This is a genomic window from Algoriphagus halophilus, from assembly GCF_041729275.1.
GTDB lineage: Bacteria > Bacteroidota > Bacteroidia > Cytophagales > Cyclobacteriaceae > Algoriphagus > Algoriphagus halophilus_A.
Genome location: NZ_CP146486.1, coordinates 521,444 through 540,502, shown reverse-complemented (window position 1 = coordinate 540,502; position 19,059 = coordinate 521,444). Strand labels below are relative to the sequence as shown.

Genomic DNA, 19,059 nt, shown 5'->3' with positions numbered 1-19,059 from the left:
CATCCGGAGCAATTTATGGTTTGTACACCATGGGGGTCTATTTATTGGCTCTTCCAGGAGGTTGGTTGGCAGATCGTCTCTTTGGACTGAAAAAGTCTGTCTGGTATGGTGGGATTATCATTGCCATTGGACATTTTATGATGGCAGTGCCTGGAGTGGCAGCTTGGATCAATGGAGCCCATGAAGCCAAAACCGAATTAACCACCTTGGATACCTCTACCTTCTTTCTTGGATTGATCCTGATTGTATTGGGTACTGGCCTCCTCAAACCAAATATCAGTTCTATTGTGGGTCAATTGTATCCAAAAGGAAGTACCAAAAGGGATGCTGGATTTTCCATTTTCTACATGGGAATTAACTTAGGAGGCTTTATTGCACCGATTGCTTGCGGAACCTTGGCAACCTATGACATGCACCTGGGTTTTGGATTAGCAGGTTTTGGAATGGTTTTAGGCTTAATCCAATATAAGTTAACTGCTAAAAATATTGAAGGGTATGGAGAAGCTCCCGTGGTGGAAATACCTTCAGAAGTCGAACGTCAAAAGAAGCTGAAATCTTCTGTCACTTGGATTGGAGTAGGTTTAGTGGCTATTTTGGCCGTACTGTTTATGGGGGTGATTCCAATTAATGTTTCTGCAATCGCCGGAGCATCGGGAACCGTCATAGCCTTGGTTGCCTTTGGTTATTTAGGTTACGTGATTGCATTTGGAGGATTGAGTAAGTCAGATAAGAATAAAGTGGGAGTAATTGCCATCTTGTTTTTGTTTTCAGCCATGTTCTGGTCTGGCTTTGAACAAGCAGGATCAACCTTGAATTTATTTGGAGAGCGATTCACCGACAGAACTGTGTTGGGATGGGAAATCCCGGCGAGTTATTTCCAGTCAATTAACTCACTTTTCATTATCATTTTTGCACCGTTTTTTGGGGCCCTTTGGGTTTGGCTTGGAAGAAGAAATTTAGAGCCTAGCTCTCCTTTGAAATTCACCTTTGGATTATTGTTGTTGGGCTTGGGATTCTTTGTCATGTATTTTGCAGCTAAAATTGCTGCCTCAGGAGATTTAGCGGCTCCTACTTGGTTAATCATGACCTATATGCTTCATACTTTTGGGGAATTGAGTTTATCTCCTGTTGGCTTGAGTTTGGTGACCAAGCTTGCTCCAAATGGATATGGAGGTCAGATGATGGGAATTTGGTTCCTTTCTGTTGCATTGGGGAACCTGATTGCTGGTCTAATCGCAGGAGAAGCCAGTGGTGGTTCCGAAGAAGCCCTGGCCAACATGCCGGATCAATATTTATTGATTGTATATACGGTGGTAGGATCAGCAGTACTCTTGTTTTTGCTGAAACCAGTCATTAGAAAAATGATGGGGGAGGTCCATTGATTCCATACCTCATTTCATAAAAAAGGGAAGTCCATCAAGACTTCCCTTTCTTTATTTCTCTTTCTCTGCGACCCAAGTCTTGATTTCCTTCAACAGTTGATCCAATCGATTTCTATCTAGCAGCTTACCATCTTTTATAACATCCTGAATGGATAGGGTAGCTGTAATGTCTTCCAAGGGGTTTTCACGTAATAGAATTAAATTCGCTTTTTTGCCAACTTCAACGCTCCCAAACTCCTTTTCTAAACCAAAGTATTCTGGACCATTGATGATAGAAGCTTCTAATGCTTCTCTAGGGTTTAGTCCATATTTGACAAGTTGTTGGAGTTCCAGATGAATGGCCAACCCAGGGAAATCATAGGTATTCAAATACCCTGCATCTGTTCCTGCATAGATTTTCATTCCTGATTGTTTGACTAAAGGGATTAAATTTGCTGTAGCTTCAAAATTATCCTTCCGATTCTGTTTGTCTTCAGGAGTATCATTTGCCATCCGGTCAATACGCCATTGATAACTCTCTTTCAATTTGGGGCCTAAATATTGGAGGATGGTATCTTCTGCAAAATTGTTTTCATCCAAATAAGCAATATTGGAACTGATCAAAAGGGTAGGGACCACCCCTGTTCCTTGCTGGGCCAATTGCTTAAATTTTTCCAAGGTGATGGAGTCATCTCTACTTTCTGCTTGTAGTTTGGCAGCATCTATGGCACTCATGGTTCCATTTCCACGGGCTTTGCTGATTTCTTCTTCAAATGGAGTAGTCATTCGCATCAAATAGCCCAAATGTTCTACCGTCTTTTGTCCTGCTTTTGACACCTGGTCAATCGTCAAGGCGGTAGGAATATGACCTGATACACTCCAGCCTCTTTCAGTCGCTTTTTTGACCGCTTCCAGAAATAGCGCTGGTTTTAAGGTGTTATCCGTAATCTTTATAAAATCTACCTTCAACTTTTCCAAGGAGTCCAAGGCAAGTTCTAATTCTTCTTCAGTTCCAATTTCCAGATCTCCTGGCCAAATGGATTCAATTCCTTCTAGTTTGGGACCTGATGTGAGAATTTTAGGGCCAATTCGTTGGCCATTGTTGATTTCATCCCTCCATTTTAAAACCTCTAAACTGATATCTCCTGCTGCATCTCTTACGGTAGTAACCCCAAAAGTTAAATAAAGAGGTAATAGCTGTTCGTTTTCATCCTTGTATTCAGCACCTCCAAAGTGGACATGGTTATCCCAAAGTCCAGGCAAAAGATACTTACCTGCTCCATCAACCTGGGTTTTGCTTTGGTATTTTTGAGATAATTCAACACCTCCTACTTCCAAAATAGAATCGCCCTGGATCGCTACAAATTGGTTGGGAATCGTTTCTCCATTTTTCACATCAATCATGGAGATATTATGGATCAAGAGGTCTGTTTCTTTTTTGCTTTCGCAAGCTGCGAAAGTAAGTGCTGCGAATAGAAAATAATTAAACTTCATGGGTTAGAATAAGGATCCTTGAACGGTGACTGGCTTAACTGCCTGAATGGTACCTCTCAGCATATCTTGTAATAATTTTTGAAATCCAGGTTGCCAATTGGAAGGACTGATTTTGATTTCTTTTCCCTCATATTCAATGGGTCCCATCATCTTTTCATATCCAATGATCATGCTCCAAACGGTGTAAAAAGTGATCTCTGGCTGTAGCTCTGGTCTGATGCTGCCATCTTTGATTCCCTGACTCACCATCATAACACCAATTTTGGCTGGTTCATGGTGGATTTCAAGTAGTTTTTGGAAATGAACTGAATCCAAAATCAATGGATTGATCTGAGCTTTGGTTTCAGGATTATTATATTTTTTCATCAAATCCAGAAAATTCAATATCGAATCGTAATACACTTGGTTGGCTCTGGCAAAGGCTGGAATCCTAACCACTAATTCACTTAACATCTCTAGGCCATTTTTGCCTTTGGTTCGATATACTTCCCGGAATTCATCTTTAAATTGATCAAAGGCCTTTTTGGTCAAGGCCATAAAAAGGTCTTCTTTGTTTTTGTAATAAAAATAGGTTAATCCTTTGCTGATCCCTGCAGTCCTTGCCACATCCTCCATTCGAGTGGCTTGGAAGCCTTTCGTAGTAAAAAGGGATACAGCAGCGTCTAAGATTAGTTTTTCCTTATTGGTTTTTCTCCGGCCATGGGTATATTATTAGAGTTCTTTACACGTAATCAAAGGTATTAAACTCCGGTCAAAAATGCTGTTATGATTGAATATATTTTAGGATGAATTCATACAAAAAAGGCCTTAAAATTAATTTTAAGGCCTTTTCTTGTATCTGACTAAGGGTCAATTACTTGATTTCCACGATGTAATAATTTTTCTTTCCTTTTTGTACAAGCAAATATTTTCCTTGTAATAATTCGAAAGAAATCCCACCATTAGGATCAGTAATTTTTTCTTTATTGATACTTACTCCCCTCCTTGAATCATTTTTCTTGCTTCTCCTTTAGAGCCGAAAATTACCCCTTGACTTGGTTCTCCAAAAAGGTCTAAAACAGATTCAAATCCTTCAAATTCACTTTTGCTAATCTGTACCTGAGGCACGCCATCAAAAACTTGAAGGAAAGTTCGTTCATCTAAGGAAGCCAAATCTTCTGTGGATGATTTTCCGAAAAGGATAGCCGATGCTTTCACTGCCATTTCAAAATCCTCTTCACTATGTACCATAATGGTAACATTCTTAGCGATTTCCTTCTGGAGAATTCTCAAATGTGGGGCTTCTTGATGCTCTTTTTCCAAATCTTCAATACTTGCTTGGTCCAAAGTGGTAAAGATTCGAATGTATTTGGATGCATCTTCATCCGAGACATTCAGCCAGAATTGGTAGAAAGCATATGGAGATGTTTTCTCAGGATCTAACCAAACAGATCCTCCTTCAGTTTTACCAAATTTTGTCCCATCTGCTTTGGTAATCAATGGAACAGTCAATGCATAAGCACTTCCTCCTCCCCCATTCTTCTGATCAGTTCTGTACCAGTTACAATATTTCCCCATTGATCAGAACCACCTAATTGGATGGAGCAATTTCTGTTTTTCCAAAGATGGTAGAAGTCGTAACCTTGGATTAATTGGTAGCTGAATTCAGTAAAGGAAAGCCCATTGCCGTCTTCCAATCTTCTTTTTACAGAGTCTTTGGACATCATGTAATTTACCGTGATGTGTTTTCCTACATCCCTGATAAACTCCAAAAAGCTAAATTGGGACATCCAGTCGTAGTTGTTAACCAATTCAGCTTTGTTTTCTGTTGCCCCGGAAAAATCCAAAAATTTTGAAAGTTGGGCCTTGATGCAAGAAACATTATGGTCTAAAGTTTCTTTATTCAAGAGGTTTCGTTCTGCAGATTTAAAGGAGGGGTCTCCGATCATTCCAGTGGCACCACCAACCAATGCAAATGGTTTATGCCCAGCTCTTTGGAAATGAAGTAGGGTCATCACCCCAACCAAGTGCCCAATATGTAATGAATCAGCAGTTGGGTCGAAGCCAAGATAGGCAGAAGCCATCCCTTTTGAAAGATGTTCTTCAATTTCAGGAGTCATATCCTGAAGCATTCCTCTCCAACGCAATTCTTCTATAAATGAATTCATCGATGTCTTGTGATTTTTTCGAGTCGCAAATATAGCTTTCCAAATGGAAGCATGGAAGCAAAGATCTATTGTTTACCCAATTTTGGAAAAATTGAATTTGTTGAATTTTATATAAATCTTCCCCCAATCAGAATATCCTTCTGAAATTAGACCTTATTTTTCCTTACTTTCAGGCAAACAATACTTTATTTATGAGATCGCTAGTTAGTTCTTTTGTTTCCTTATTATTCATTCTGATAGGAAATCTTTCTTACGCTCAATCTACCCCTCAATGGATGCGCTATCCAGCCATTTCTCCAGACGGTACCCAGATTGCATTTACCTTTAAAGGTGATCTGTACTTAGTGTCCAGTGCTGGTGGTAAAGCGCAACAAATCACCTTTCATGAGGCTCATGATTACAAACCTGTTTGGAGCAAGGATGGAAAACAAATTGCTTTTGCATCTGATCGATACGGCAATTTTGATGTTTTCCTTATGGATGCCGCGGGAGGTCCAGCAACCCGCTTGACATATCATTCCAATGATGAACAACCTTATGACTTTAGTGCCGATGACCAGTATGTAATTTTTGGTGCTGCTAGAATGGATATTGCTGCACATCGCCAATATCCTACAGGCTCACAGCCTGAACTGTATCAAGTTCCAAGAAAATCAGGTAGAGTTGATCAAATCTGGACGATTCCTGCGGAATATGTCCAGAGCAATAAAGATGGTAGCAAGTTGATTTATCATGATAAAAAAGGGGGAGAATGAATGGAGGAAGCATCATCAATCTGGCATTGCCAGAGATATTTGGATGTATGATCGTGCTTCCAATTCCCATTCCATGCTGACTTCATTTTATGGAGAGGATAGAAATCCTGTTTTCTCACCAGATGAATCTGAAATCTATTATTTGAGCGAGGCCAATGGAAGTTTCAATGTTTTTTCTATGCCTATATCGGATCCATCCAAATCCACCGCCCTTACCAATTTTGAAGGCTTCCCAGTTCGTTTCTTAACTATATCCAATTCGGGGTTAATGAGTTTCAGTTATGATGGTGAGCTCTTTACCATGACCAAGGGGAAAGTCCTAAAAAATTGGAAGTGAGTATTCAGACTCAAGCTATTAGTAATCCCGATAATTTTATTGCCATCAATGGAGGAGTACGAGAAATGGTCATTTCTCCTAATGGTAAAGAAATCGCATTTATTGCCAGAGGTGAAGTGTTTGTCACTTCAGTAGATGGTTCTCTGACAAAAAGAATCACGAATACTCCAGAACAAGAAAGTTTCTTGGAATTTTCTCCTGATGGGAAATCTGTCATTTATTCAAGTGAACGAAATGGAAAATGGAGCATCTACCAAAGTAAAAAGGTAAGAGATGAAGAACCATTTTTCTATGCATCCACACTCTTAGCTGAAGAACCTTTAATCAGTCTTGACCAAGATGCCTATGAGGGTAAATTCTCTCCTGATGGAAAGAAAATTGCTTATGTAGAAGGAAGAAGAACCTTGAAAGTAATGGATCTTGCTTCTAAAGAAACAGTGACTTTAATGACACCGGAAGAACTCTTCCATATGAGGGACGGGGATCAATATTATACTTGGTCTCCAGATAGCAAATGGTTATTGGCTACTTATAGGCCTACCATGGCCAACTCAGAGGTGGTTCTGTTAGATGTTACTGGAGCTCAGAAAATGAAGAATCTAACCAAGAGTGGGTATGGGGATAATTCTGCCACTTGGGTCAATGGAGGAAAACAGATGCTCTGGTTTTCAAATAGGGATGGGATGAGAAGTTATGCCACTAGTGGTAGAAGCCAAGATGATGTTTATTCCTTGTTTTTTGATCAAGAGGCCTGGGATAAATTCACGATGTCCAAGGAAGACTTTGATTTGATGAAAGAGATCGAAAAGTCAAACAAAAAAGAGGAGGAAGGAGATAAATCGAAATCTGATCAGAAGGATGATAAAAAGTGGAAGACATCACGTTTGACTGGGAAGGTTTGGAAGAGCGGAAAGCAAGGTTGACCATTCATTCATCCAATCTTGGGGATGCCGTGTTGTCCAAAGATGAAGAGAAGCTGTTTTATTTGACCAGTTTCGAAAAGGGAATGAATTTATGGAGCACCAATCTTCGCACCAAAGAAACCAAACAAGAGATCGCCTTGGATGCAAGTTATGGAAGCTTGATGTGGGATCAGGACCAGAAGAATTTGTTTTTGTTAGCCAATGGAAGCATTTCAAAGATTAACCCTGAATCAATGAAAAAGGAAAATGTGAAGATTGCAGGGGAGATGACCTATGATTCCAATGCCGAACGAGCATATATGTTTGAGCATATTTGGCTTAGAACGAAGGGGATTTTTTATACTCCGGATATGCATGGAGTGGATTGGGATGCTGCAAAGGTGGCCTATGAAAAGTACCTTCCTAGCATTGGGAACAGTTATGAATTTGCAGAAATGATTTCTGAAATGATCGGGGAATTGAATGTTTCCCATGCAGGTGCTAGATATTCCAGAAGTATTCCAATGGCAGACGAAACAGCTTCCTTAGGAATATTTTGGGATTACGAATTCGATGGGGATGGAGTGAAAATTGAAGAAGTAATTGTAGGTGGTCCCTTAGATAAAGCGGATTTGAGCATTCAGCCCGGGATGGTAATTCAAAAAATCGATGGGGTAACACTATCTGCAGATCAGGATTATGCTAAATTCTTAAATAGAAAGGCAGATAAATTCACCCTTTTGGAAATTGTTGATCCTTCTACTGGAAGCAGTCAACAAATTACCATTAAGCCTATTTCCCTACGGGAAGAGAATCAGTTGTTATACAAGCGATGGGTGAAGAAAAATCAGGAGGAGGTCGCTGAGGCGAGCAATGGGAAACTTGGGTATGTACATATACCAGGAATGAGTGATGGCCCATATAGAAATGTGTATGAAGAAATGATGGGGAAATACCATGATACTGATGCTGTGATTGTGGATACGAGGTTTAATGGGGGAGGAGATTTAGTAGCAGATTTGGCGATGTTTTTCACAGGTGAAAAGTTTCTTACTTATGCTACAGAAGACCGGGATGTAGGATATGAGCCTACTGCAAGATGGACAAAACCTACCTTGGCCATGTTTAATGAGGCAAACTACTCAGATGGTCATTGCTTTGCTTGTGGATATACCGATTTAGGAATTGGAAAAACAGTAGGAATGCCTACACCGGGTACTTGTTCGTTTGCAGGCTGGGAGAGTTTACCTGATGGAGGCAGATGGGGAGCAGTACCAATTTCGGCCAAGAACAAAGCGGGTGAGTGGTTGGAAAACAATGAAACGCGGCCTCAATTTGAAGTGAAAAATATGCCTGGAAAAATTGATCAAGGTATCGATCAACAATTAGAAAAGGCGATCGAAGAATTATTAAAAGAAGTAGAGTAGATAATAGTACTTGAACATAAAAAAACCTGGCATTTGCCAGGTTTTTTTGATTCTTCCTTAGTTAGAATTATTGATATTCTTTGGTATTCAATGTTTCGTCATTTTTAAAGAAGTCAGTGAGTTTACCGAAGGAGTTTTCGAAATATCCTTCGAGCATTTTTTTGATGATAAATGTTCTGTATTCGTCTTTTGAAACAATTGGAAAATATTCGTGACTTTTTCCGTAGGACTTGTGACTTACAAAACCTTTTCTTTCCAAAATCCTAACAATGGTGGATACCGTATTGTATGCCGGTTTTGGCTCTGTCATTGCTGCTAGGATGTCTTTAACAAACCCCCTCTCAATGTCCCAGAGGATCTGCATAATCTCCTCTTCTGCTCTAGTTAATGGTTTCATAAAATTTTAGGCGTTAAGTTTTAAATCGTAGAGAAAATTATTCGTTTAGTTCCGTAAAAGCAAACAAAATTTTAGTTTAATTCTATTTTTACTACAAAATAAAGCTTTTTAGTGCAAAAAAACGCTTTAAAAAGTCCAAGAAACAAAAGAGCCTCCAGTTGGAGGCTCTTTATTTTACGAGGTTCTTAATTTTATGATCTTGGTTGCATGAAGCAGTTTTACAATCGGGTAAGTAGGATCAAATTCATACCATTTGACGGCAAAATTAGGTCTATTTGGTAATTTGTGATGATTGTTTTGAAATAATTCACCTAACATTAGAACGTCTAATAACAAGCTGTTTTTGGATTTATCATTATTGTCAAAGTTGGCATAGCCATATTTATGACCACTCCAGTTGACAATAGCACCATGGACAGGTCCCATCAAAAAATGTATAGGTAATAAGAAATACATCCACCAATGAGTACCTGGGAGTTCAAAAACAGAGATACAGAGCACATAGATAAGTACGTACAATAATCCCCATGCTACACGGATATACATCGTGTCTGCAAACTTGTCAAACTTATACCAATCAGGGATGTCCTTTGAAAAACGCTCTTCAGGAGTCAGCTTAAAGCTGAAATAATCATTATAAATATTTTTAGTCTTCCACATCATCGTGAATAGGTTTTCGGTGTGATGTGGACTATGAGGGTCTTTTGGAGTGTCTGAGTAAGCATGATGCATTCTATGTAGAATCGCATAGGCTCTAGGAGACAAATAGGAGCTTCCTTGCCAAATCCAAGTGAATAAATAGAAGAATCGCTCCCAATACTTATTCATGACAAACATTTGGTGAGCGGCATATCTATGAAGAAAGAAACTCTGGCAGAATAAAGAGAAATACCAGTGTAATAGAAAGAAAATAATTATAATCACTAGTTGTATGTTTTATTAATTGACTTGCAAATATAAACCTCTCGTGGGTAAAAAAGTTATTTTTTCTCACTAGAGTTGGAATTGGGCATATGATAAAAATCAGTTTTTGATTTTTTTGAAATAAAATATGTAAAATTAGGATATGGAAAACTCATCAAAAGCAGGGAATTTTTTAGTAAAAATCATCATAGGTGGAATCTCAGTTTTAATCGCAGAATTCTTATTGCCGGGCATTCATGTGGATTCGGTAATGACAGGATTTATCCTGGCGGCCGTCATCATTTTGATTAATTTGACGATTAAACCCATATTGATCATTCTTACTTTGCCTATTACAATAGTGACTTTAGGGATTTTTTTACTGGTAATTAATGCAGCCATGCTGCTTTTAGCTGCTGAGATTATTCCGGGATTTTCGGTAGATGGCTTCTGGTGGGCATTGTTTTTTGCCATAGTACTCAGTATCATCAATTCCCTTTTCGGAAATACTTTGGATTCAAGAAACTAATCTATTTTGGTCTTCTACTCTGACGTATTTTCTCTTGATTCCAGATTTGTCTTCACAATAAATGGTTGGACCTTCAGATTTTTTCACTTCTACTAGTAAGATCCACTTTTCAGCATTGGTCTTCTTGCTTTCCTCATCTTTCCATTGAAAATCATGCATGGAGATAGATACTTTGGGAGTACAATATTTTTCATTTGCCTGATCGATCATAAACCTCTCTTCATTCAAATCTATTCCGATTACTTTCTTTTGATCATTAATGCCAATTATCAAAATTCCTCCTTCAGAGTTGGCCATGGCAGCTAGACTTCTAGCAATTTTAGAAGTTGAGGTAACTTTTAGCTTGAAATCCAAAGTTTTATTTTCTGTAGAATTGATTAGATTTTTTACAAATTCTTCGCTAAAGAATGTAGATTTCATTTTATTCGTTTAGATTTTGAACGTATATTAAACATCTATTTAGTACTATTGAGTCAAAATTTGATAAAACTTATTAGTCGATAAAATTTTTATACGATGTCCATAATAAATGCAGGATTTGATCCAGAAAATATTGATAAGCTCAAGTCTGAGTTAAAGAAGGCAAACAGACCCTACAAGATTATCCCCGATGAAGAAAATTCTGATGAATTTGTGAATTTTTATTTCATAGGAATGTATGAAGGGAAAGAGGTGATTTATGATGCCGCTTTGTATACGTTAAGGTTGCACCATGCAAGTGAAGTTTATGAAATCGCGGAGCATGAGGCAGCAAAAAAATTCCCGAATTTCAATGGAATTTCCTATGAAGAAGATGAAAATGGAAATATGCTGCCATTGACGAGTGAGCAAGAAGAAGTGGGATGGTTTATCACAGAAATGATCATGGAGATGGAAGAGGAAGAGGCCGTGAAAGTTCAGGAATTTGTGGACATTGATACCCACCATGATTTTGGAATCGGTCTAGACGCAGCTTTGAATGTGGAATTCATTGATGATAAAGTAATCAGAAAGTTCATAAAAGAATTTAATGACGATACCATAACGCTTGACGAAACCATGTATGCTTTTCAATCAGAAGAAGAGGATATTGAAGGGGATTAATCAAACTTAGAAAAAACACTTTCTATTTACGCTTGTTTCAATGCAAGCGTTTTTTTTATGTTAAAAATTGCCTATTCAACCATATATGCTCACCATCTTCCCGCTGGACATCGATTTCCTATGGAGAAATATGCGCTCCTACCACAACAATTGATGTATGAAGGAACTGTTACTGAAGAAAATTTCTTTGATCCAACAGAGTTTGGAGAGGAGGTGATTTTATCCACACATCAACCTGCTTATTGGGAAAAGCTGAAAAAATTGGAATTGAGTAAATCCGAGATCCGGAAAACAGGTTTTCCCTTGAGTAAGGAATTGGTGGATAGAGAAGTGAAGATTCTTTCTGGTTCTATTCAATCGGCTCTTTTCGCCAAAGAACATGGTATAGGGATGAATATTGCCGGTGGAACACACCATGCTTACTCTGATCGGGGAGAGGGTTTTTGCTTATTGAATGATTTGGCTGTTACTGCCAATTACTTGATCCGTCACCAACATGCTTCGAGGGTTTTGATTATTGATCTCGATGTACACCAAGGGAATGGGACGGCTGAGATTTTTCAAAATATCAAGGAGGTATTTACCTTCAGTATGCATGGACAGTCCAATTACCCGATGCATAAAGAAAAATCAGATTTGGATGTGGGCTTACCGGATAACATCGAGGACGAGGAATATCTCTACCTACTAAATACCCATCTAAATCAAATTTTAGAAGGGTTTGAGGCGGATTTCATACTTTATCAATCAGGGGTGGATGTTCTTAAAACAGATAAATTAGGAAAACTTGCATTATCCTTAGATGGGGTAAAGGCCAGAGATCAAATTGTTTTAAAACTAGCTCACCAAAACGGGATTCCAATCATGTGTTGCATGGGCGGAGGCTATTCTCCTCAGATCAAGGATATTATAGATGCCCATGCGCAAGTCTATCGATTAGCCCAGGAAATATTTTTTTGATTCTTTAACTGATTTTAACGCGAGCTTCCACTTGAGCCCCTTGCAAAATCAATACTTTCTTTATATTTGCGCCCTTGTCAACTATAACGAATAAAAAGTGAAAAAAGGATTAAAACTGTTCGGTATCCTAGGATTAGCCACAGTACTATTCTACGGATGTAACCAACCTGCTGCTACATCATCTGAGGGTTCTACTCCAGCGACGACTACAGCCAGCGGTGATTTGAAAGTAGCATTTGTCTATACGGATTCTGTGATTAACAAATATGAGTACTTTGTAAAAAAGTCTGAAGAGATCACAGAGAAGGGCAAAAAATTTGAAGGGGAGCTTCAAAGTAGAGCTCAAGGATTTGAGCGAGAAGTGGCTAACTTTCAGCAGTCTGCAAATAGTATGACACAAAATCAAGCTTTGGCTAAACAAGATGAACTTGGAAAGAAGCAGCAAAATCTAATGACATACAGAGATAACTTGATGCAGGAGCTTTCTGTTGATGAGGCAAATCTTTACAATGAAGTTTATACTCAGGTTCAGGAATATTTAGACAACTATGCAAAGGAAAATTCTTTGGATGTAATCTTATCTTACACTAGAGGTGGTGCTGTATGGTATGCAAGTGATGCAATGGATGTTACTAATGCTGTTATTGAAGGTTTGAATAAAAAGTACAACAGTACTTCTACTGATTCAGCAAAATAATAACTGGCACCTATTGATATGGAAAAACCCGGCAAAGTCCGGGTTTTTTTGTGCTGAAATTTTAGGTAATTTTAGGGCTCTAATGAAACTATGAACGAATGAAAATCACGGAATTTTTAAAACACAATTACCGTCATTTTAATGCTGCATCCTTAATTGATGCAGCGGAAGGATACAAATCCCATCTTGATAACGGTGGTAAAATGATGATTACGCTTGCCGGTGCGATGTCTACTGCTGAATTGGGGATTTCCCTTGCGGAAATGATCCGTCAGGATAAAGTCCAAATTATCACCTGCACAGGAGCCAACTTGGAAGAAGATGTTTTTAACCTGGTTGCCCATGATTATTACGAGAGGATTCCAAATTACCGGGAATTGACACCTGCTCAAGAACAGGATTTGGTAGAGCGTCATATGAACCGTGTCACTGACACGTGTATTCCTGAAATGGAAGCCATGCGGAGAATTGAAAACGTGATTTTGGAGGAGTGGGAAAAGGCTGACCAAGCAGGAGAGGCTTATTTTCCTCATGAGTTTTTCTATAAAATACTACTTTCTGGAAAACTGGAACAGTATTATCAAATTGATCCAAAGGATAGCTGGTTGTTGGAAGCAGCTAAGAAAAACTTGCCGATCATTGTTCCGGGATGGGAAGATTCTACTTTGGGCAACATGTTTGCCGGCCATGTGATTTCCGGTGACATTAAAAATGTCCATACCGTTAAAACCGGAATTCAGTATATGATTTACCTAGCTGATTGGTATACAAATACTGCAACTGATGAAAGCACCATTGGATTTTTCCAAATTGGCGGGGGAATTGCAGGAGATTTCCCTATCTGCGTGGTACCAATGTTGCATCAGGATTTGCAAAGAGAGAATGTTCCACTTTGGGGATATTTCTGTCAGATTTCCGATTCTACCACTTCTTATGGTTCTTATTCAGGAGCTGTTCCAAATGAAAAAATCACTTGGGGCAAATTGGGGATGGAGACACCAAAGTACATCATTGAGTCAGATGCAACCATTGTGGCCCCGCTGGTATTTGCCATCGTTTTGGGTCAATAGTAATGAATAGAAAAATAATCACATACCTAAAAGCAAGTGGCATGATGCTACTTGCTTTTTGTTTTAATGTAACTACTGGTTTAGCTCAGGAGTTGAAATCTCTTTCTGGTGCCAACAGTCCACAGGATGATCAAAATCCAGTGTGGATTGGAGATAATGTGCTATTGTTTAGTAGAGCTTTTCATCCAAATAACCTCGGAGGAGTGACTGATCCCGGAGATATTTGGATGACCAAAAAAATAATGAAGGTGAGTGGGAAGAAGCGATTCACAGAGCTGATTTAAGCACAGATGGCTACGATTTTGCATTGGGTTTGGAAGATGCCTTGACCTTATTGGTCTATCATAAAGGGTCAGGTAGGAGCGGAATGTACCAATATTCCAAGTTTGGAACGGATTGGAATTTTTTACGACAGGTAAATTTTCCGGGATTAGAAGAACTTCAGGGACAGCTATTGGGAAGGGTTGCCCAAGGAGGGAAATTAATTTTTTATCAGGAAAAAAGACTGATAGCTATGGTAACGAAGATATTTTCGTGAGTGAAAAAACTGGGGTAATAGATTGGTCCATGCCGGTCAACTTAGGGTCTGCCATCAATACTAAAGGGCAGGAGATGAGCCCGTATTACAACCCGGAAAAGCAATTGTTGTATTTTTCTTCAAATATGCATGAAGGCGCGGAAGGGAAAGATATTTTTATTGCTAAAAAGACTGGAGAGGGTTGGAAAGACTGGAGCAAACCTATCAAGTGGGAACAAATCAGTTCTAGAGGTTCTGAAGTATCCGTTACCTTTATTTCTGATGCAGAAGTTGTTTGGTCCAGTACCACCAATAGTGATGGCTTTGCTGATTTGATGACCTTTGAGACGATAGTTCCTTTGGAAACACCTCTAGAATTTTCTCCTGCTCCACCTGCTATCTTACCTCCTAAACAGCCAATTTCCAAAGCCATGCCTGTTGCTAATACTTCTGATTCCATCAGTCCTATTTTCCCTAGAACAGCTATTGGAAAAGCTGAAATACAACTGAGTCAACTGGAAAACAACAAGCCTACCGCTGAGGATAAAGAAAGCCCAATAGCCTGGTTAGTAATTGATGCTAAGAATAACAAACGACTGGACTTTTCTATTCATTTGAAAGAAGGAGAAATAGAAAAGCCGATCAATAATAGAGATTCCCTGTACATCTCAAACCTCCAATCTAACGGAGTGAATGAAGTGAAAGTGATGTCTGAAGGATTCTTTCCCAAGTATTTGAATATAAATGATATAAAGTCTAATGATAAGACCGTTGTTTTAATGACAAAAGTAGAGCCAGGAAGCGTCTTGTTATTAGATAAAGTGAACTTTAAAAGGGGTACTTCTGAATTGGAAGGAGTAGAAACAATTTCCTCACTGACCGAGCTGGCTAACTTTCTTGTAGAAAACCCCTCCGTCAAAATCAGGATCAATGGGCATACGGATAGTGTGGGTGATCCAGGCTTAAATAAGGGTTTATCGTTAGAGCGAGCCGGTAGTGTGAGAGATTTTTGGTAGAAAAAGGAGTTGAATTTGAAAATTTAAGGATTTCAGGTTGGGGAGGTACTAGACCCATTGCTTCCAATGCAACAGAAGCAGGACGATCTAAAAATCGAAGAGTTGAACTAGAAGTAATCCAATAAAAAAATGGCTTTGAGGGATTCACTCAAAGCCATTTTTAATCATTCTATGTATTATAAGGAATAATCTCCTCGATAGTTTCGCCTAACAAATTGGTTGGCTGGTTCAAAATTTGTAATCTTCATATTCTCACCATCCCAAAGTAATTTGATCCCTCTACCTGGGTAATCATATTGATTGTCTTCTCCTTCTCTCGCCACTCGATAATCATAACTTCTGATTGCAAGATTACCCATTAATACAGATTCAGTCAATGGACCGGCAATAGAGAAAGGAGAGCTTAATTGATCAAATTCTTTAGAACCATGACCTGCGATACAAGCATCTACCCAGTTGGCATAATGACCACGGTCTCCATTGGGTACCCGATATAGCGTTTCTGGTACCTTGATGTCTTTGGTTGTTGAGGTTGGAAGTAACTGTGGGTTTATCCCATAGGTTGAACACATCATTTTTCCTTCTGTACCTTCGATTATGACTCCATTTCCTCCATCTCCCATTTGCTCATTGGCTTCTAATTCCTCTGGTCTGGTAGGTTGAATACCTCCATCCATCCAATGGAATTCCAGATCTTCCTTGCCTGGTCTATCAAATCGAAGGGTAATATGAGAGGAAGGAGGGCAACTTTCCGGGAAATAACCCCGCTGAAACTCTCCTACATAAACTGAACCTACGGATGCTTCAGCTGATTTTGGATATCCAAGACCTAAAACTCTGAAAGGAGGTTCCATAATATGGCAAGCCATGTCCCCTAAGGCGCCTGTACCATAATCCCACCAACCTCTCCAGTTGAATGGCACCAAGTTGCCGACATAATCCTTATAAGGAGCAGTTCCCAGCCATAAATCCCAATCCAAATCGGAAGGAGGTGTAATGGGTTTGTCTGGCCATTGAATTCCCTGAGGCCAAACAGGACGGTTTGTCCAGGAGTAAACTTTAGTTGCTTCGCCTATTAATCCAGCATTATACCATTCCACCATTTTTCTGACACCATCCCCTGAAGATCCTTGATTACCCATTTGAGTAACTACTTTGTATTTTTCAGCAGCCTCAGTGAGCATTCTAGCTTCATAGATATCATGGGACAAAGGTTTCTGTACATAAACATGTTTTCCCATTTTCATGGCCATCATGGCGATTACCGCATGCATATGGTCAGGGGTGGAGACCGAAACTGCATCAATATTATTGCCTTCTTTTTCCAACATTTCACGGTAATCCTTGTAGTAGGCTGCCTTTGGATGTGCTTCTCTACTTCCTTTTGCTCTGGAGTCATCCACATCACATAGCGCAATCATGTCTACTTTACCTGTAGAATAAATACCTCTCACGTCTCCGCCTCCCATTCCACCAACACCTACGCTGGCAACCCTCAATTTATCGCTAGGAGCTATAAATCCGGGCCCCCCAACACATGTCTGGGTACAATATAGAATCCCGCTAAGGCTGCGGTGGTAGTTTTCATAAAATCTCGGCGGGAGTTGGCAGAGATCTGATCCTTCTTTTTCATGGAATTTTAGGTTATTGATAACAAGCACTTAAAATATAAAATGCTTATCTCATTTAATAGTTGTTTTTGCTAGTAGGTATATTTTCCTTTAAATGGTGTGCCAATGTTAATCTTCGAGGCGCTATTATCAAAACCCTTATTCGAATAAATTTGATTTGTGGCTTTAAGATATTTAAAAATTTAGAGTAAGTTTAAGCAAATTAATAACCCATGAAAAAATCTATCTTCGGCTTGTTATCACTCATGTCAGCTGTTGTTTTCAGTTGTCAAGAGCCTATTCACAGTTTAGACGAGTCTGCCATTATTCCATTACCTACCACCATTCAAACTTCTTCGGGAGCATTTGAATTAACCTCTTCTTCCTCTATTCAGCTGGTAGGAAATTCATCTAAACTTTCCTATTTGGGATCATTCCTGTCTTCTAAATTAAAACCTGCAACCGGATATGAAATTCCAGTGGGAACAGAAGGTGGAGATATTCAATTGATTCTTAATGGAAATGATGATTCAGAAAAGTATACCATTGAGATTGGGGATTCCTCTGTAAAAATTTCCGCGAGCTCAGAAGCTGGTATTTTCTATGGAATTCAAACCTTGGTTCAGTTATTCCCTGTTTCCATTGAGAACTCTTCCGTTGTCGAAGAGTCATGGAGAATTCCAACAGGAAAAATTGAGGATGAGCCGGACTATGCCTATAGAGGTTCTATGCTGGATGTTGCTAGGCACTTTTTTGGAGTAGAAGATGTGAAGCATTACATCGACCAGATGGCTACTTTAAAATTAAATTACCTGCACTTGCATTTAACTGATGATCAGGGATGGAGAATTGAAATTAAATCCTGGCCAAACTTAACTGCTATAGGAGGAAAAACCGAAGTCGGAGGAGGAGAAGGTGGATTCTATACCCAAGAGGATTACAAAGAAATAGTTGCCTATGCAGCTCAAAACTATATTACAGTCGTTCCTGAAATAGACATGCCTGGGCATACCAATGCCGCTTTAGCTTCTTATGGTGAATTAAACCCAGGTGTGAATTTGCCAGATGGGGATTTTAGTACCATGAGTGAAGGAAAAATCGATTTTGATATTTTGGATAAAAACCCTCAACCAGCGGAATTATATACAGGGATAGAAGTAGGCTTTAGTACATTGGCCACCAATAAAGAAATCACCTATCAATTTATTGAGGATGTAATTAGAGAAATCTCTGAGATTACTCCTGGTCCATACTTCCATATAGGAGGAGATGAGTCTCATGTTACGGAAAAAGATGATTATATCTATTTCGTTGAAAAAGTGCAGGAGATTACCGCGAAATATGGGAAGACTAGCATTGGATGGGATGAAATCGCCACCACCCAATTGAAGGAAGGGAATATCGCTCAATTTTGGGCATTAGCAGAAAATGCAAAATTGGCCAAGGATCAAGGAAACCAAGTGCTGATGTCTCCTGCCAAAAAGCCTATTTAGATATGCAATATGACTCTACCAGTAGATTGGGATTACATTGGGCTGCCTATATAGAGTTGGATTCTGCCTATATGTGGGACCCTGCGACTTATGCGGATGGAATTAATAAATCAGATGTTTTGGGGGTGGAAGCGCCTTTGTGGACTGAAACAATTATGAGTAGAGCAGATATTGAGTACATGGTATTCCCAAGATTGGCTGCCATAGCCGAGGTAGCATGGACTCCAACTCCAAAAAGAGATTGGTCGGATTTCCAACGCCGGATTGCTGTGATGGGAAAAAGATGGGATATCAATGGCATTGAATTTTACAAATCACCAAAAGTCAATTGGTAAGATTTCTTGATTCTCAAAACCCGGGT

15 protein-coding genes and 4 pseudogenes are annotated in these 19,059 nt (G+C 39.2%); 12 read left to right on the top strand and 7 right to left on the bottom strand.

All coding sequences use genetic code 11. From position 1 onward, the window contains the following. The first annotated feature begins 29 nt into the window (after positions 1 to 29). Entirely contained in the window at positions 30 to 1,382 is a 1,353-nt protein-coding gene (locus V8V91_RS02890; protein WP_373398669.1) for a peptide MFS transporter, read from the top strand. A gap of 51 nt (positions 1,383 to 1,433) precedes the next feature. On the opposite strand, the gene V8V91_RS02885 is transcribed toward V8V91_RS02890, so the two are convergent. The 3 genes and pseudogenes from V8V91_RS02885 to tyrS all read right to left on the bottom strand — a co-directional run bounded on the left by V8V91_RS02885 (position 1,434) and on the right by tyrS (position 5,002). Then, on the bottom strand, positions 1,434 to 2,855 hold the full coding sequence (locus tag V8V91_RS02885) for an amidohydrolase family protein (protein ID WP_373398668.1): 1,422 nt from the start codon (positions 2,853 to 2,855) through the stop codon (positions 1,434 to 1,436). A 3-nt stretch (positions 2,856 to 2,858) separates the two neighbouring features. After that, positions 2,859 to 3,524 (bottom strand): TetR/AcrR family transcriptional regulator, encoded by a 666-nt coding sequence (locus tag V8V91_RS02880; RefSeq protein WP_373400604.1) that lies wholly within the window; start codon positions 3,522 to 3,524, stop codon positions 2,859 to 2,861. A gap of 184 nt (positions 3,525 to 3,708) precedes the next feature. Then, a pseudogene (gene tyrS / locus V8V91_RS02875) lies at positions 3,709 to 5,002 on the bottom strand (tyrosine--tRNA ligase). A 191-nt stretch (positions 5,003 to 5,193) separates the two neighbouring features. Here tyrS and V8V91_RS02870 point away from each other — a divergent pair. Then, positions 5,194 to 8,423: pseudogene (locus tag V8V91_RS02870) on the top strand (S41 family peptidase). A 67-nt stretch (positions 8,424 to 8,490) separates the two neighbouring features. Here V8V91_RS02870 and V8V91_RS02865 read toward each other — a convergent pair. After that, entirely contained in the window at positions 8,491 to 8,820 is a 330-nt protein-coding gene (locus V8V91_RS02865; RefSeq protein WP_074224316.1) for a BlaI/MecI/CopY family transcriptional regulator, read from the bottom strand. A gap of 174 nt (positions 8,821 to 8,994) precedes the next feature. Next, positions 8,995 to 9,744 carry an acyl-CoA desaturase gene (locus V8V91_RS02860; RefSeq protein ID WP_373398667.1) on the bottom strand — a complete coding sequence of 250 codons (750 nt, stop codon included), beginning with the start codon at positions 9,742 to 9,744 and terminating at the stop codon, positions 8,995 to 8,997. Between the two features lie 142 nt (positions 9,745 to 9,886). On the opposite strand from V8V91_RS02860, the gene V8V91_RS02855 reads away from it, so the two are divergent. Then, positions 9,887 to 10,252 carry a phage holin family protein gene (locus tag V8V91_RS02855; protein WP_373398666.1) on the top strand — a complete coding sequence of 122 codons (366 nt, stop codon included), beginning with the start codon at positions 9,887 to 9,889 and terminating at the stop codon, positions 10,250 to 10,252. Here the strand turns inward: V8V91_RS02855 and V8V91_RS02850 are convergent. After that, positions 10,241 to 10,672: a helix-turn-helix domain-containing protein gene (locus V8V91_RS02850; RefSeq protein WP_373398665.1), complete on the bottom strand. Its 432-nt coding sequence runs from the start codon at positions 10,670 to 10,672 to the stop codon at positions 10,241 to 10,243. The genes V8V91_RS02855 and V8V91_RS02850 overlap by 12 nt on opposite strands. 96 nt (positions 10,673 to 10,768) lie before the next feature. Here V8V91_RS02850 and V8V91_RS02845 point away from each other — a divergent pair, with 96 nt between their 5' ends. From V8V91_RS02845 to V8V91_RS02810, 8 genes are all read left to right on the top strand, one after another. Continuing rightward, a complete protein-coding gene (locus tag V8V91_RS02845; RefSeq protein ID WP_373398664.1) occupies positions 10,769 to 11,335 on the top strand; it encodes a hypothetical protein in 567 nt (188 codons plus the stop codon). Between the two features lie 57 nt (positions 11,336 to 11,392). Beyond that, the gene (locus tag V8V91_RS02840; protein ID WP_373398663.1) at positions 11,393 to 12,295 is read left to right on the top strand and encodes a histone deacetylase; all 903 of its coding nucleotides are present in this window, start codon (positions 11,393 to 11,395) and stop codon (positions 12,293 to 12,295) included. A 97-nt stretch (positions 12,296 to 12,392) separates the two neighbouring features. Beyond that, positions 12,393 to 12,992, top strand: a complete 600-nt coding sequence (locus tag V8V91_RS02835) for an OmpH family outer membrane protein (RefSeq protein WP_317194623.1) — start codon at positions 12,393 to 12,395, stop codon at positions 12,990 to 12,992. Between the two features lie 98 nt (positions 12,993 to 13,090). Then, positions 13,091 to 14,062 carry a deoxyhypusine synthase family protein gene (locus V8V91_RS02830; RefSeq protein WP_373398662.1) on the top strand — a complete coding sequence of 324 codons (972 nt, stop codon included), beginning with the start codon at positions 13,091 to 13,093 and terminating at the stop codon, positions 14,060 to 14,062. 2 nt (positions 14,063 to 14,064) lie between these two features. After that, complete coding sequence (locus V8V91_RS02825; RefSeq protein WP_373398661.1) at positions 14,065 to 14,346, top strand: hypothetical protein; 282 nt, start codon at positions 14,065 to 14,067, stop codon at positions 14,344 to 14,346. Then, on the top strand, positions 14,286 to 14,600 hold the full coding sequence (locus V8V91_RS02820) for a hypothetical protein (RefSeq protein ID WP_373398660.1): 315 nt from the start codon (positions 14,286 to 14,288) through the stop codon (positions 14,598 to 14,600). The genes V8V91_RS02825 and V8V91_RS02820 overlap by 61 nt, the downstream gene beginning before the upstream one ends. Continuing rightward, entirely contained in the window at positions 14,597 to 15,595 is a 999-nt protein-coding gene (locus V8V91_RS02815; RefSeq protein ID WP_373398659.1) for an OmpA family protein, read from the top strand. Before V8V91_RS02820 ends, V8V91_RS02815 begins: the two co-directional genes overlap by 4 nt. Beyond that, positions 15,589 to 15,720, top strand: a complete 132-nt coding sequence (locus V8V91_RS02810) for a hypothetical protein (protein WP_373398658.1) — start codon at positions 15,589 to 15,591, stop codon at positions 15,718 to 15,720. Before V8V91_RS02815 ends, V8V91_RS02810 begins: the two co-directional genes overlap by 7 nt. 51 nt (positions 15,721 to 15,771) lie before the next feature. Here V8V91_RS02810 and V8V91_RS02805 read toward each other — a convergent pair. Further along, positions 15,772 to 17,228 (bottom strand): annotated as a pseudogene (locus V8V91_RS02805) (Gfo/Idh/MocA family protein). Positions 17,229 to 17,438: 210 nt separating this feature from the next. Here V8V91_RS02805 and V8V91_RS02800 point away from each other — a divergent pair. Continuing rightward, positions 17,439 to 19,033, top strand: a pseudogene (locus V8V91_RS02800) (beta-N-acetylhexosaminidase). The last annotated feature ends 26 nt before the right edge of the window (positions 19,034 to 19,059 follow it).

Coding starts and splice junctions, on each gene's coding strand:
- V8V91_RS02890 (WP_373398669.1), top strand. CDS start 30: ATGGGGGTCTATTTATTGGCTCTTCCAGGAGGTTGGTTGGCAGATCGT.
- V8V91_RS02885 (WP_373398668.1), bottom strand. CDS start 2,855: ATGAAGTTTAATTATTTTCTATTCGCAGCACTTACTTTCGCAGCTTGC.
- V8V91_RS02865 (WP_074224316.1), bottom strand. CDS start 8,820: ATGAAACCATTAACTAGAGCAGAAGAGGAGATTATGCAGATCCTCTGG.
- V8V91_RS02855 (WP_373398666.1), top strand. CDS start 9,887: ATGGAAAACTCATCAAAAGCAGGGAATTTTTTAGTAAAAATCATCATA.
- V8V91_RS02850 (WP_373398665.1), bottom strand. CDS start 10,672: ATGAAATCTACATTCTTTAGCGAAGAATTTGTAAAAAATCTAATCAAT.
- V8V91_RS02845 (WP_373398664.1), top strand. CDS start 10,769: ATGTCCATAATAAATGCAGGATTTGATCCAGAAAATATTGATAAGCTC.
- V8V91_RS02840 (WP_373398663.1), top strand. CDS start 11,393: ATGTTAAAAATTGCCTATTCAACCATATATGCTCACCATCTTCCCGCT.
- V8V91_RS02830 (WP_373398662.1), top strand. CDS start 13,091: ATGAAAATCACGGAATTTTTAAAACACAATTACCGTCATTTTAATGCT.
- V8V91_RS02825 (WP_373398661.1), top strand. CDS start 14,065: ATGAATAGAAAAATAATCACATACCTAAAAGCAAGTGGCATGATGCTA.